The sequence below is a fragment of the Enterobacter sp. KBR-315C3_2022 genome (assembly GCF_041399425.1).
GTDB lineage: Bacteria > Pseudomonadota > Gammaproteobacteria > Enterobacterales > Enterobacteriaceae > Enterobacter.
On sequence record NZ_JBGKEB010000044.1, the window covers coordinates 1 to 13,909 of the forward strand.

The following is a 13,909-nucleotide window of genomic DNA, read 5'->3' on the forward strand; positions in this document are numbered from 1 at the left end:
CACCTGTATTATTCATATATATTATTTTTGAATGGTAATGGATTGATTTATAAATAACGGAGTTAAAATGAAGTCTAATTTACTTAAAAGCTCTTTTGTCGTGTGTTCTTTACTTGCGGCAACCCATGCATTTGCATCAGATGGTGTGGTTCATTTTACCGGCGAAGTTATTGACAGCAGCTGTGAAGTATCTACTGATACGAAGGGCCAAACTGTTGCGTTAGGCAAAGTAAATAAAAGCAGCTTCACAACGGTTGGGACGACAGCTGCACCGGCTGAGTTCAGTATTAAACTTGAAAACTGTCCGGAAACATATACAAAAGCAGCTGCACGCTTTGATGGTACTGAAGCGTCCGACGGTAATGGCGATCTGGCCATTGGTAATCCTCTTACGGCATCGACTCCGGGCGACTATACCGGTACTGATGATGCAAAAGCCGCAACCGGCGTGGCTATCCGTATTTATAACCGTACGGATAACTCCCAGGTTAAATTGTATAAAGACTCAGCCTATACCGATATTGTCTCAAACGCTGCTGAGCTGAAGTTTATCGCCCGTTATATTGCGACCTCTGCGACTGTTACGCCAGGTACGGCTAACGCAGATTCTGAATTTACCATCGTTTATCAGAAGTAATAATAAAAGCCTGCCATTGTAAAAAATACGTGATTTTTTGGCAGGCTATATTCAAGGATGAATAAATGTTTAGTCGCCTGTTGAAATTACCCCTGGTCTTAGTACTGTTGTTTACCCACACGTCCGTTTTTGCAGGTGTAATTATCGGCGGGACTCGCGTCATTTTTACAAGCGATCGCGCGGACCAAACCATATCTATTTTCAATAAAGAGACCCACGTCCCTTACCTGATCCAGGTATGGGTCGATCCCTTTGATAAAAACTCAAAAACACCACCGCCTTTCACGGCTATTCCGCCTGTCTCTCGTCTCGAACCCCAGCAGGAAAAAATCCTTCGTATTATCAAAACGCAGGGGACACTGCCTGAAGATCGTGAATCTGTATTTTGGTTGAACATTAAAAATATCCCACCGGCCCCGCAAGAATCGGATGGCAATTCCATGGAGATTGCGATTAAAACCCGGATAAAGCTCTTCTGGCGACCGGCGTCGCTTGGCATTTCGCCTGAGAAGGCGGCGCTGAAGGTTAAATGGCGCCGTGAGGGCCGAAACGTGATCGTTGAAAATCCGACGCCAATCCATATCAACGTGATGAGCGTTCAGGTGGAGGGTAAAGACGTTGAGCTAAACATGATCAAACCCTTTGAAAGGCTCACCCTGCCGTTACCCGCCAGCGTTTCTGGGAAGACGCTGGTTTGGCGTTTTATCAATGATTATGGTGCGGTAAGCGATCCGCTGACTCAGCCTATTTAAGTAGCAATAAGAAGGATTTTTAATGGCTACTTTCTTCATTAAAGGCGCGATTGTGTCAGGGATGCTGCTGGCTGTTGCCTGGCCTGCGGGGGCTAAACAGCCGCTGTTTAACTCCGCATTACTCGAAATAGATCACCCCTCTGGCGTTGATATTCACCAGTTTGATAAGGCAAACAGTTTGCCGCCGGGTGACTATAAAGTAGACATTTTCGTCAATGGCAATAAGCGCGAACCGCGCGTTGTAACCTTCATTCAGCAGACGGCGGAGGCCGAGCTTACGCCGTGCTTCACCGATGTTGCTGAGGTGCTTAAGTCCTTCGGTGTCAAAGTTGATGCGCTTAAAACGTTGAAAGCGGTCGATCCCAAATTATGCGCTGCACCTGAACCCCTTATTGAGGGGTCTGCCTGGGTATTTGATGCAGACAAACTCGTACTCAATATCACCATTCCGCAGCTGTGGCTGGATATGAATGCGCTCGGCTACATCAGCCCATCCCGGTGGGATGAAGGCATTACGGCGCTGATGACAAACTATGATTTCTCTGGTTCTCACACCCTGAAAACGGACTACGATGATGAACCCGATAACTACTATCTTAACCTGCAAAACGGGCTGAACTACGGCGCCTGGCGTTTGCGAAACTACAGCACGCTCAACGCCGAGGGTGGCAACGCGGAGTATCATGCGGTAAGCACGTGGGTACAGCGCGATATCGCGGCCATTCGTAGCCAGATCATGATGGGCGATACCTGGACTGCCAGCGATATTTTTGACGGTACCCGTATTCGCGGCGCACGCCTGTATACCGATAATGACATGCTTCCGGCGAGTATGAACGGTTTTGCCCCGGTCGTACGCGGAGTGGCGAAAAGCAATGCCACGGTCATCATCAAGCAAAATGGCTACATCATCTATCAGTCAGCGGTGCCGCCGGGAGCCTTTGCGATATCCGATTTGAACACCACCAGCTCAGGTGGCGATCTCGACGTGACGGTAAGAGAAGAGGACGGGAGCGAACAGAATTTTACCCAGCCTTTTGCATCGCTGGCCATTTTAAAACGTGAGGGTCAGACGGACTTTGACCTGAGCCTCGGCGAGCTGCGCGAAGAGTCGCGGTTTACTCCGGACGTCCTGCAGGCCCAGGTTCTGCATGGCTTCCAGTGGGGTATGACCGCCTATGGCGGGGGGCAAATCAGTGATAACTACGCCTCAGCGGCGTTAGGATTCGGGAAAGACCTGGGTAATTTTGGCGCTATTTCTGCTGATGTCACCCATGCTCGGGCAACGTTCAACGACGGTGAAGCAAAAGAAGGGCAGTCCTACCGTATTCTCTATTCCAAACGTTTTGATGAAACCCAAACAAATTTCCGGCTGGTGGGCTACCGATACTCGACGCAGGGTTATTACACCCTGAGTGAATGGGCATCCAGGCAAAGTGACGATTCCGATTTTTGGCTTACCGGCAACCGGCGTAGCCGCCTGGAGGGAACATGGACGCAGTCCTTCGGACGCCACGGCGGAAATATTTACCTTACGCTGAGCCGTCAGCAATATTGGCTCACTGATGAGGTTGAACGCCTTATTCAGATGGGATACAGCAATAATCTGGGACGTTTGTCGTGGAACGTATCCTGGAACTATACCGATTCATCGGTGCATTCTTCGTCGACAGGCGAGAATTCCAGCGAAAGCGGCAGTGAAAATATCATTATGTTCTCTCTTTCCGTTCCGCTGTCCGGATGGATTGAAGACAGCTACGTTAACTATGCGCTAACGCAGAATTCGCAGAGGGAAGCAACGCACCAGATTGGGGTGGGTGGCACGCTGCTGGAGCGCAATAATTTATCGTACAACCTTCAGCAGTCCTACGATGAGAACGATCGGTCTAAAAGCAGTAACCTGGCAGTGGGCTGGGATGGAACCTATGGCTCGCTGAGCGGCAGTTACGCCACCAGCGAAAACGCGCAGCGTCTTAACTACGGCGCGCGGGGCGGGATCCTTGTTCATAGCGATGGTATTACGTTGGCTCAGGAGCTGGGAGAAACGGTTGCTCTGGTAAAAGCGCCAGGCGCTGCGGGGCTAGCGGTTGAAAACACTTCCGGCGTTGCAACCGACTGGCGTGGCTACACGGTAAAAACGCAGCTTAATCCCTACAGTGAAAACCGGGTAGCGATTGATAGCGACTATTTTTCAAAATCGAATATTGAGCTCGAAAATAGCGTTATCAATATTGTGCCAACGCGCGGGGCTATTGTGAAAGCGGAGTTTGTGACTCATGTTGGCTATCGCGTGCTGTTCAACGTTAATCAAAAAAATGGCCAGCCCGTGCCGTTTGGCGCTATAGCCACCGGGGAAAATGGCGCGCAAACATTCAGCGGAATTGTCGGCGAAAGGGGACAGCTCTATCTTTCCGGCATACCGGAAGAGGGAAGCTTCTCACTGCGCTGGGGCAGCGATAACAGCATGAAGTGCCAGGTGCCTTTTAGCATCACGTCGCATGAGGCGACATCACTGATTCAGCAGTCGGTGATATGTCAGTAACAAGGGAATGTGTCATGAAAAAATACTGTATTGCCGGCCTGTTTTTGCTCAGCACGTCCTGCGCATGGGCCGATGTTGTAGGGACATGCACCACCACCACGGGCACACACTTACTCAATCTGAATTTCTCCAAAACCAACATCGCGGCCAAGGATAATATTGTCGGTAAATCAATGATCGACATCGCAGAAGCGACCGCGGCGGATACCTATAAGGTGACCTGTACCTGTGATTCCGCCCACCGCTTAACTAAAAAATTTACAGCGATTTATTACACCGCCGATCCTTCAAACAGCCTGATATACGATAAAAAAATCAGCGGAATCAGTTTCTACAACCTGAATGAGTATCTGGATGTAGGCGTAAAGATCTTTATCAAAAACGTGGGGTATACAGCTGTTCCTTTTGAACATGTCTCCAATCAAAGTACGGCAAGCCACTCGTGTGACTCGAAGACTGGTATCGAACTGGATACAGGCAGCTCCGCCATGCTCTCCTTTTACATCAAAAAATCGATCACCGGAGAGGTGACTATCCCCCTGACGGAAGTTGCGCTGGTTTACGGAGGCATTTCAAGCAATTTATCTCGCGGGGATGTGCTTGCGAACGTCAAAATCAAGGGATCGATCACGGCTCCTCAGGAGTGCGATATTGATGATGGCCAAATTATTAAAGTCGACTTTGGGGAAATCCCGGCCTCTGAATTTAGCGGGACCCGTGGGGCGGCCGTGATGAGTAAAAAAGTCAAAAAAACCGTATCCGTGAGCTGTACTGGCCTGGAAAGAACGCAAAAGGTGAGCGCTGATTTTAACGCGACCTCAGCCAGCATCGATGGCTCTATGATCAAAACCAGCAACAGCGATGTCGGGATCAAGGTATACGATGAAAACGACAAAGAGATCAGCGTAAACGGTGGGGATCTGCAAACCGACATGGGAAAAACGAGTGTGTTAGGGAAAACGACGGGCACAATCACTTTTTCCGCTGCGCCTGCCAGCATGACGGGAAGCAGGCCGAAACCGGGCTCATTCACAGCCGATGCGACCCTTACTCTGGAGTTTACGAACTAACCTCTTCATGACGTTTCAACCGCTGGCGCTCGCAGGGCAGTTTTTCCGAGCGTCAGCCTTCGTTTAAGACAATCGTTGTCATATTCACCTTTCTGCGCCAGGCTTTGTTCATATTTTTATGACAGTTGTGTGAACGCGTAATAATTAATTCCGTTAAGTATCATTGTCTTAAGTTAAATGCGCGCGTTGTCATAAAACTGTCATATTTCGTACATTTATCTGTCACCTGATTGTCCTATTTTGCTCATCGTAGCCACTTAAACAACGATTTACGAAAATCCTGCAGGAGACATTATGAAAGTTATGCGTACCACTGTCGCAACTGTTGTCGCCGCGACCTTATCGATGAGCGCTTTCTCTGCGTTTGCAGCAGCAAGCCTGACTGGCGCTGGTGCAACCTTCCCTGCGCCGGTGTATGCCAAATGGGCAGATACCTACCAGAAAGAAACCGGTAACAAGGTTAACTATCAGGGTATCGGCTCCTCCGGTGGCGTAAAACAAATTACCGCTAACACCGTTGATTTCGGCGCATCAGACGCTCCGCTGTCTGATGAGAAACTGAATCAGGAAGGCCTGTTCCAGTTCCCGACCGTGATCGGCGGCGTTGTGCTGGCCGTTAACATCCCTGGCCTGAAATCAGGCGAGCTGGTGCTGGACGGCAAAACCCTGGGCGACATCTACCTGGGCAAAATCAAAAAATGGGATGACGAAGCCATCACCAAGCTGAACCCGGGCGTTAAGCTGCCTTCGCAGAACATCGCCGTGGTTCGCCGCGCTGACGGTTCCGGCACCTCCTTCGTCTTCACCAGCTATCTGGCGAAAGTGAACGACGAGTGGAAATCGAAAGTCGGTTCTGGCTCTACCGTTAACTGGCCAACCGGCCTGGGCGGTAAAGGCAACGACGGTATCGCCGCGTTCGTACAGCGTCTGCCGGGCTCTATCGGTTACGTAGAATACGCCTATGCCAAGCAGAACAACCTGGCCTATACCAAGCTGGTTTCTGCTGACGGTAAGCCGGTGAGCCCTACCGAAGAGAACTTCGCCAACGCCGCGAAAGGCGCTGACTGGAGCAAATCCTTCGCGCAGGACCTGACTAACCAGAAGGGCGACGGCGCGTGGCCAATCACCTCTACCACCTTCATTCTGGTTCACAAAGATCAGAAGAAGCCTGAGCAGGGTGCAGAAGTGCTGAAGTTCTTCGACTGGGCATACAAAAACGGCGGCAAACAGGCTAACGACCTGGATTACGCCAGCCTGCCGGACAGCGTGGTTGAGCAGATTCGTGCTGCATGGAAAACCAACGTGAAAGACAGCAGCGGTAAAGCGCTGTACTAACAGGATATTTTTGACGAAGATGGCGGGTGGCGTTAGCGCTTACCCGCCCTACGGCTCCGGCTGTAGGCCCGGTAAGCGCGAGCGCCACCGGGCATATTCGTAAGACGTCACATAAAGAAGAGTAATTTATGGCTGCAACCAAGCCTGCATTTAACCCTCCGGGTAAAAAAGGTGACATGATTTTCAGCGCGCTGGTAAAACTGGCTGCGCTGATTGTGCTATTGCTGCTGGGCGGCATTATCGTGTCTCTGATTTTCTCCTCCTGGCCGAGCATTCAGAAATTCGGTTTCGCCTTCCTGTGGACTAAAGAGTGGGATGCGCCTAACGATATCTACGGTGCGCTGGTGCCGATTTACGGCACGCTGGTGACCTCGTTCATCGCCCTGCTGATTGCGGTGCCGGTGAGCTTCGGTATTGCCCTGTTCCTGACGGAGCTGGCGCCGGGCTGGCTGAGACGGCCGCTGGGTATCGCCATTGAGCTGCTGGCCGCCATTCCCAGTATCGTGTACGGCATGTGGGGCCTGTTTATCTTTGCCCCGCTGTTCGCGACCTACTTCCAGGAGCCGGTCGGTAACATTCTCTCCGCAATCCCGTTTGTCGGCGCCCTGTTCTCCGGCCCGGCGTTCGGTATCGGCATTCTGGCCGCGGGCGTAATCCTCGCCATCATGATTATTCCGTACATTGCGGCGGTGATGCGCGATGTCTTTGAACAAACCCCGGTGATGATGAAAGAGTCGGCCTACGGCATCGGCTGCACCACCTGGGAGGTGATCTGGCGCATCGTGCTTCCGTTCACCAAAAATGGGGTTATCGGCGGCGTGATGCTCGGCCTAGGCCGCGCGCTCGGTGAGACCATGGCGGTCACCTTTATCATCGGCAACACCTACCAGCTCGACAGCGTCTCGCTCTACATGCCGGGTAACAGCATTACCTCCGCACTGGCAAACGAATTTGCCGAAGCGGAATCGGGGCTGCACGTTGCGGCGCTGATGGAGCTGGGCCTGATCCTGTTCGTGATAACCTTCATCGTTCTGGCCATTTCCAAGCTGATGATTATGCGTCTGGCGAAAAACGAGGGGGCACGCTAATGGCAACTCTCGAAATGCAAAACACCGCGGAGCTGGCGGAATCCCGCCGAAAAATGCAGGCCCGACGCCGCCTGAAGAACCGCATCGCGCTGACGCTCTCCATGGCGACAATGGCGTTCGGGCTGTTCTGGCTGATCTGGATTTTAATGTCCACGATTACCCGCGGCATCGACGGCATGTCTCTGGCGCTGTTCACCGAAATGACGCCGCCGCCGAACACCGCGGGCGGTGGTCTGGCGAACGCCCTGGCGGGCAGCGGCCTGCTGATCCTCTGGGCGACGGTTTTCGGTACGCCGCTGGGCATCATGGCCGGGATTTACCTCGCCGAGTACGGACGCAAATCCTGGCTGGCGGAAGTCATTCGCTTCATTAACGACATCCTGCTGTCTGCCCCGTCTATCGTCGTCGGTCTGTTCGTTTACACCGTGGTGGTGGCTCAGATGGAGCACTTCTCCGGCTGGGCGGGCGTGATTGCGCTGGCGCTGCTGCAGGTGCCGATCGTGATTCGAACCACCGAGAACATGCTGAAGCTGGTGCCGGACAGCCTGCGCGAAGCGGCTTACGCGCTGGGCACGCCGAAGTGGAAGATGATCTCCGCGATTACGCTGAAGGCGTCTATCTCCGGGATCATGACCGGCATCCTGCTGGCGGTTGCGCGCATCGCGGGTGAAACCGCTCCGCTGCTGTTTACCTCCCTCTCCAACCAGTTCTGGAGTACGGACATGATGCAGCCGATCGCCAACCTGCCGGTGACGATCTTTAAATTTGCGATGAGCCCATTCGCGGAATGGCAGCAGCTGGCGTGGGCCGGGGTGCTGATCATTACCCTTTGCGTACTGTTGCTGAACATTCTGGCGCGCGTCATTTTCGCGAAGAAGAAACACGGTTAAATTTTTACGGCGCGGCACATCGCGGCGCCGAATGAGGAAATGAGTCAATGAGTATGGTTGATACTGCCCCGGGTAAGATTCAGGTTCGTGATTTGAACTTCTACTACGGCAAATTCCATGCCCTGAAGAATATCAATCTGGATATCGCCAAGAACCAGGTTACGGCATTCATCGGTCCGTCAGGCTGTGGGAAATCCACCCTTCTGCGCACCTTTAACAAAATGTATTCGCTCTATCCGGAGCAGCGCGCCGAAGGTGAAATCATCCTCGACGGTGAAAACATTCTGACCCATGCCCAGGATATCGCCCTGCTGCGCGCGAAAGTGGGCATGGTGTTCCAGAAGCCGACGCCGTTCCCGATGTCGATTTATGACAACATCGCGTTTGGCGTGCGCCTGTTCGAAAAGCTCTCCCGTGCGGATATGGACGAGCGCGTGCAGTGGGCGTTGACCAAGGCCGCACTCTGGAACGAAACCAAAGATAAATTGCACCAGAGCGGGTACTCTCTCTCCGGTGGTCAGCAGCAGCGTCTGTGCATTGCGCGCGGTATCGCCATTCGCCCGGAAGTGCTGCTGCTGGACGAGCCGTGTTCAGCGCTGGATCCGATCTCAACGGGGCGTATCGAAGAGCTGATCACCGAGCTGAAGCAGGATTACACCGTGGTGATCGTAACCCACAACATGCAGCAGGCTGCGCGTTGCTCCGACCACACGGCGTTTATGTACCTGGGCGAACTGATTGAGTTCAGCGATACGGACGCGCTGTTCACCCGGCCTGCAAAGAAACAAACCGAAGATTACATTACTGGCCGCTACGGTTGATTTGGAGTGAACCATGGACAACCTCAATCTTAATAAACACATTTCCGGCCAGTTCAACGCAGAGCTGGAAAGCATTCGCACCCAGGTGATGACCATGGGCGGCATGGTCGAGCAGCAGCTTTCTGATGCGATCACGGCGATGCACAACCAGGACAGCGAGCTGGCGAAGCGCGTCATTGAAGGCGACAAGAACGTCAACATGATGGAAGTGGCGATCGACGAAGCCTGCGTGCGCATTATCGCCAAGCGTCAGCCCACGGCGAGCGACCTGCGTCTGGTGATGGCGATCATCAAAACCATCGCCGAGCTGGAGCGCATCGGGGACGTTGCGGATAAAATCTGCCGCACCGCGCTGGAGAAATTCTCCCAGCAGCACCAGCCGCTGCTGGTGAGCCTGGAGTCGCTGGGCCGCCACACCGTGCAGATGCTGCACGACGTGCTGGACGCCTTTGCGCGCATGGATCTGGACGAAGCGGTGCGTATTTACCGTGAAGACAAAAAGGTCGACCAGGAATATGAAGGCATCGTGCGTCAGCTGATGACCTACATGATGGAAGACTCCCGTACCATTCCAAGCGTGCTGACCGCCCTGTTCTGCGCGCGCTCCATCGAGCGCATCGGCGACCGCTGCCAGAACATTTGCGAATACATTTTCTACTTCGTGAAGGGCCAGGACTTCCGCCACGTCGGCGGCGACGAGCTGGACAAGCTGCTGGCGGGGAAAGATCCGAAAGAGTAAAAAATTTTCAACCCCTCTTCCCTTGGAGAAGAGGGGTTGATTTACCGCGTAATATTCCCCCCACATCCACTAGAATAAACTTTTCCCACTCTCCGTTTTCTGTCTTACCTCCACGAGGCCATTAGGCATTTAATGTCTGCATGTTTGATTTGTATGCAAACGCGCGCGAGAATCCATACAAATAATATGGAAAAGGAGTGTTTATGCTCAGACTCTATACGTTGTGGGAACTCGAGCGGAAGCTGTCTCCCTGTGAGTTTCAGCATATACTGACCCCCGATGCTGCATTGGAAAAAGCCGCGTACGCGTATGACCTGGACTACCGGAATTACGCGTCACCTCCGGTCAACGAAGTCCCTAATCTACTGCCACTGCTGAATGACAAACCCTATATCCGCTCAGGATATGACCCTGTTTATGACGCTCTTAAAGTCAGTCTGATGGAAGGTTGGATTATCGGACTGGATACCGATGAACACTGGGACGATACCGTAAACCCTTTTCATATCAACGCCGCAGGCGAACTGGTTTTTAACGGTGTTGATCTTTTTTGCTGGGTGGTCAGTGATTTCCTGCGGGCTTACCAGCTCGCTATTGATAGTCAGAACGGCAAAAAGCCTGCAGCCACAGAGAAATTCCGTCCTTCAGGTGAGCCGGTGCAACATGCTCAGGCAGCTAAAACCATCAACAGCAAAGCGGCGGGTAGACTTCTGGCTGGTGGCGGCATCTACAATGGCAATGTTGAAGGATTTCACGAAACGGCGCAGCAGCTTGGTGGCGATGCGCCAGCAGGTTACGATCAGGTCATGGATAACAAGGGGCTGATTATTGCGGGTGCTTCAGTTGCAGCTGGTCTTGGGCTCGGTCGTCTGGGATCAATAAATGAACTTTCCGAGCTAAGAAACCTTCATGTTTTAGGCAAAGTTGAAGGTGAATATTCGACATTAAATCCAGGTCCATTACCTAATGAGTTGGCTGAAACCTTCTCTAGTGGTGCATACATAGAGATAACTTTATCAACAGATACAACGTTCTATCGAGGCGGTGTTGAGGGAAGACCTTTGGGGCAGTTTTTCGGATATGAGCAGCCTCAAGGGGTGATCCAGACTCGGGTTGATAAGGCACTATTACCGAAATGGCCTAATGGTAGTATCTCGCCACTCAATGCTTATCATGAGGTCCAGATCCCCGCAGGGACAAAAGTCTATGTTGGTGAAGTTGGCTACCAAACAGATATTTACTCTGGTGGAACAGAACAAGTTGTTGTGCCGACTCCATGGAAAATACCTGGCATTAACATTCTTGGTTATGGTGCTTTAAAATGAAAAATGAAATAAAACAAACAGTTACTGAGATAGCTATTGTATTGTCATCAAACGATGAAACTTCATGGGCTAAAGCATTCGAAAAATTAGGTTATGAACTAGATATTGATTACGAATCATCCATTTACTCACTCAAACGTTTTTATGGTGGAATGGGATCATTTAACGATATTGTTCTTCACAAAAATGGAATGCCACTAATTCGAGAAAATGACGAATTAGAAAACTTGAGACACTTACTCTACAAACAACTCACTCAAGCAATTGAAGCACTAAAAACAAACTAACATTTACTATAACGCCCAGATAAATATTACCCGGTAGCGCTGCGCTTACCGGGCCTACGAGCCATTAAGGCCGGTAAATCGCTAGCGCCATCCGGTTTTTTTTTAGCGAGTAATATCCCACCCGCGCGCCTTCCACAGCTCCGGCAGCTGCGCCAGGTCGGTAAAGGTCGTCACCTTTGGATGATCGATCGGCTTGTTGTGCGGGTCGGCGCAGAAGTAAAACACCTCCATTCCCGCATCAATGCCCGACTGCGCGCCCGCGGAGGAATCGTCCACCAGAATGCAGTTCTCCACGTTGACGTTCATCGCCTTCGCCGCGTGGAACATCAGCGCCGGATCGGGCTTCCAGCGCTGGATATCGTAGCCGCTGAACAGCTTGTCCGGGAAATGGTGCAGCATCTCCAGCTTGCCAAGAGAATGCTGCATTTTGCTGACCGGACCGTTAGAGACCACGCAGATCGGCACCGTCATTGCATCCAGCAGCGCGTACGCACCGGCAATCACCTCCAGCTCGGAGTCGAACAGGCGTGCGACCTCGGCGCGGTACACCGGTTCCATATCCGCTTTCGCCAGATCCACACCGTGCTCTTCGTTAATGATGTCGATGATCTCGTAGAGCTTCACGCCCTTAAAGCGTTTGAACACCTCATCGAGATCGAGCGTAATGCCAAATTCCTGAAACATAGCGACATACGCGCGGGAACAAATGACCTCACTGTCGACCAGCGTACCGTCGCAGTCGAAAAATACCGCTTCAATTCCGGACATGCCTTTCCCTTTTAACAAGTTTAACGTTTACGTAATGCTGTTTTACGAGACGCAATCGTTGCCGTATAAGCAAAATCAATGAAAAAAAGTATCCCGTAACCGCCCTTATTGTCGCATTTTGGTATAGGATAGCGACGAATTTTCCCTCCTTGTTCGGAAATTGATGATGAGTCAACAACACACTACCCAGACGTCTGGTCAGGGTCTGCTTGAGCGCGTGTTCAAACTGCGCGAGCACGGCACCACGGCACGCACCGAAGTGATCGCCGGTTTCACTACCTTCCTGACGATGGTCTATATCGTTTTTGTTAACCCACAGATTCTGGGCGTTGCTGGCATGGACACCAGCGCCGTCTTCGTGACCACCTGCCTGATTGCCGCGCTGGGCAGCATTCTGATGGGCGTGTTCGCTAACCTGCCGGTCGCACTGGCACCGGCAATGGGCCTGAACGCGTTCTTCGCCTTCGTGGTGGTTCAGGCGATGGGCCTGCCGTGGCAGGTGGGCATGGGCGCGATCTTCTGGGGCGCCATTGGCCTGCTGCTGCTGACCATTTTCCGCGTGCGCTACTGGATGATTGCCAATATCCCTGTGAGCCTGCGCGTGGGCATCACCAGCGGTATCGGGCTGTTCATCGGCATGATGGGCCTGAAGAACGCGGGCGTCATCGTGGCGAACCCGGAAACGCTGGTGAGCATCGGCAACCTGACCTCCCACGGCGTGCTGCTGGGCGTGCTGGGCTTCTTTATCATCGCTATTCTGGCGTCGCGTAACATCCACGCCGCTGTGCTGGTCTCCATTATTGTGACCACGCTGCTGGGCTGGATGCTCGGAGACGTTCACTACAGCGGCATCGTCTCCGCGCCACCGAGCGTCTCTACCGTGATTGGTCACGTAGACCTGGCGGGCTCGCTGAACCTCGGCCTGGCGGGCGTGATTTTCTCCTTCATGCTGGTGAACCTGTTTGACTCCTCCGGCACGCTGATCGGTGTGACCGACAAAGCGGGCCTGGCTGACGAGAAAGGTAAGTTCCCGCGCATGAAGCAGGCGCTGTTCGTGGATAGCGTCTCTTCCGTGGCCGGTTCGTTCATCGGCACATCGTCCGTCACCGCCTATATCGAATCCTCTTCCGGCGTCTCCGTGGGCGGTCGTACCGGCCTGACGGCGGTGGTGGTGGGTCTGCTGTTCCTGCTGGTGATCTTCCTCTCTCCGCTGGCGGGCATGGTGCCGCCGTATGCGGCAGCCGGCGCGCTGATTTACGTCGGCGTGCTGATGACCTCAAGCCTGGCGCGCGTGAAGTGGGAGGATTTAACCGAAGCGGTGCCGGCGTTTATCACCGCGGTGATGATGCCGTTTAGCTTCTCGATCACCGAAGGTATCGCGCTGGGCTTTATCTCTTACTGCGTGATGAAGATCGGTACCGGTCGCTTCCGCGAGCTCAGCCCGTGCGTGATCGTGGTGGCGCTGCTGTTCGTGCTGAAGATTGTGTTTATTGATGCCAAATAAACAGCAAGCCCTTTTCTTTGAAAAGGGCTTTAGTGTTTGTTCCCTCTCCCCGTGGGCTGAGGGATCCCCACAAATTTCAGACTGGCACAGAATACTCCCTCTCCATTCAGGGAGAGGGCTGGGGTGAGGGGGAACATACGGCTGTGGTGGT

General features: G+C 52.8%; 13 protein-coding genes. 12 read left to right on the forward strand and 1 reads right to left on the reverse strand.

Translation table 11 applies throughout. From position 1 onward, the window contains the following. Positions 1–67: 67 nt before the first annotated feature. The 11 genes from AB8804_RS22840 to AB8804_RS22890 all read left to right on the forward strand — a co-directional run bounded on the left by AB8804_RS22840 (position 68) and on the right by AB8804_RS22890 (position 11,486). The gene (locus tag AB8804_RS22840; protein WP_371190213.1) at positions 68–637 is read left to right on the forward strand and encodes a chaperone-usher fimbrial major subunit; all 570 of its coding nucleotides are present in this window, start codon (positions 68–70) and stop codon (positions 635–637) included. Between the two features lie 65 nt (positions 638–702). After that, entirely contained in the window at positions 703–1,389 is a 687-nt protein-coding gene (locus AB8804_RS22845) for a fimbrial chaperone (protein ID WP_371190214.1), read from the forward strand. Between the two features lie 22 nt (positions 1,390–1,411). Then, on the forward strand, positions 1,412–3,931 hold the full coding sequence (locus tag AB8804_RS22850; RefSeq protein WP_371190215.1) for a fimbria/pilus outer membrane usher protein: 2,520 nt from the start codon (positions 1,412–1,414) through the stop codon (positions 3,929–3,931). A gap of 14 nt (positions 3,932–3,945) precedes the next feature. Then, complete coding sequence (locus tag AB8804_RS22855) at positions 3,946–5,001, forward strand: fimbrial protein (RefSeq protein ID WP_371190216.1); 1,056 nt, start codon at positions 3,946–3,948, stop codon at positions 4,999–5,001. Positions 5,002–5,295: 294 nt separating this feature from the next. Beyond that, on the forward strand, positions 5,296–6,336 hold the full coding sequence (pstS, locus tag AB8804_RS22860; protein ID WP_371190217.1) for a phosphate ABC transporter substrate-binding protein PstS: 1,041 nt from the start codon (positions 5,296–5,298) through the stop codon (positions 6,334–6,336). Positions 6,337–6,464: 128 nt separating this feature from the next. Then, complete coding sequence (gene pstC, locus AB8804_RS22865) at positions 6,465–7,424, forward strand: phosphate ABC transporter permease PstC (protein WP_371190218.1); 960 nt, start codon at positions 6,465–6,467, stop codon at positions 7,422–7,424. Next, positions 7,424–8,314, forward strand: coding sequence for a phosphate ABC transporter permease PstA (gene pstA / locus AB8804_RS22870; RefSeq protein WP_371190219.1), 891 nt, complete (start codon positions 7,424–7,426; stop codon positions 8,312–8,314). Before pstC ends, pstA begins: the two co-directional genes overlap by 1 nt. A 47-nt stretch (positions 8,315–8,361) precedes the next feature. Further along, entirely contained in the window at positions 8,362–9,135 is a 774-nt protein-coding gene (gene pstB / locus AB8804_RS22875) for a phosphate ABC transporter ATP-binding protein PstB (protein WP_006177574.1), read from the forward strand. A 13-nt stretch (positions 9,136–9,148) separates the two neighbouring features. After that, entirely contained in the window at positions 9,149–9,874 is a 726-nt protein-coding gene (gene phoU / locus AB8804_RS22880) for a phosphate signaling complex protein PhoU (RefSeq protein WP_008500182.1), read from the forward strand. Positions 9,875–10,077: 203 nt separating this feature from the next. After that, a complete protein-coding gene (locus tag AB8804_RS22885; RefSeq protein ID WP_371190220.1) occupies positions 10,078–11,199 on the forward strand; it encodes a hypothetical protein in 1,122 nt (373 codons plus the stop codon). Then, positions 11,196–11,486, forward strand: coding sequence for a hypothetical protein (locus tag AB8804_RS22890; RefSeq protein ID WP_371190221.1), 291 nt, complete (start codon positions 11,196–11,198; stop codon positions 11,484–11,486). Before AB8804_RS22885 ends, AB8804_RS22890 begins: the two co-directional genes overlap by 4 nt. 102 nt (positions 11,487–11,588) lie before the next feature. On the opposite strand, the gene yieH is transcribed toward AB8804_RS22890, so the two are convergent. Further along, the gene (gene yieH, locus AB8804_RS22895) at positions 11,589–12,254 is read right to left on the reverse strand and encodes a 6-phosphogluconate phosphatase (RefSeq protein WP_371190222.1); all 666 of its coding nucleotides are present in this window, start codon (positions 12,252–12,254) and stop codon (positions 11,589–11,591) included. A 166-nt stretch (positions 12,255–12,420) separates the two neighbouring features. On the opposite strand from yieH, the gene adeP reads away from it, so the two are divergent. Further along, positions 12,421–13,758, forward strand: a complete 1,338-nt coding sequence (gene adeP / locus AB8804_RS22900) for an adenine permease AdeP (RefSeq protein ID WP_371190223.1) — start codon at positions 12,421–12,423, stop codon at positions 13,756–13,758. The last annotated feature ends 151 nt before the right edge of the window (positions 13,759–13,909 follow it).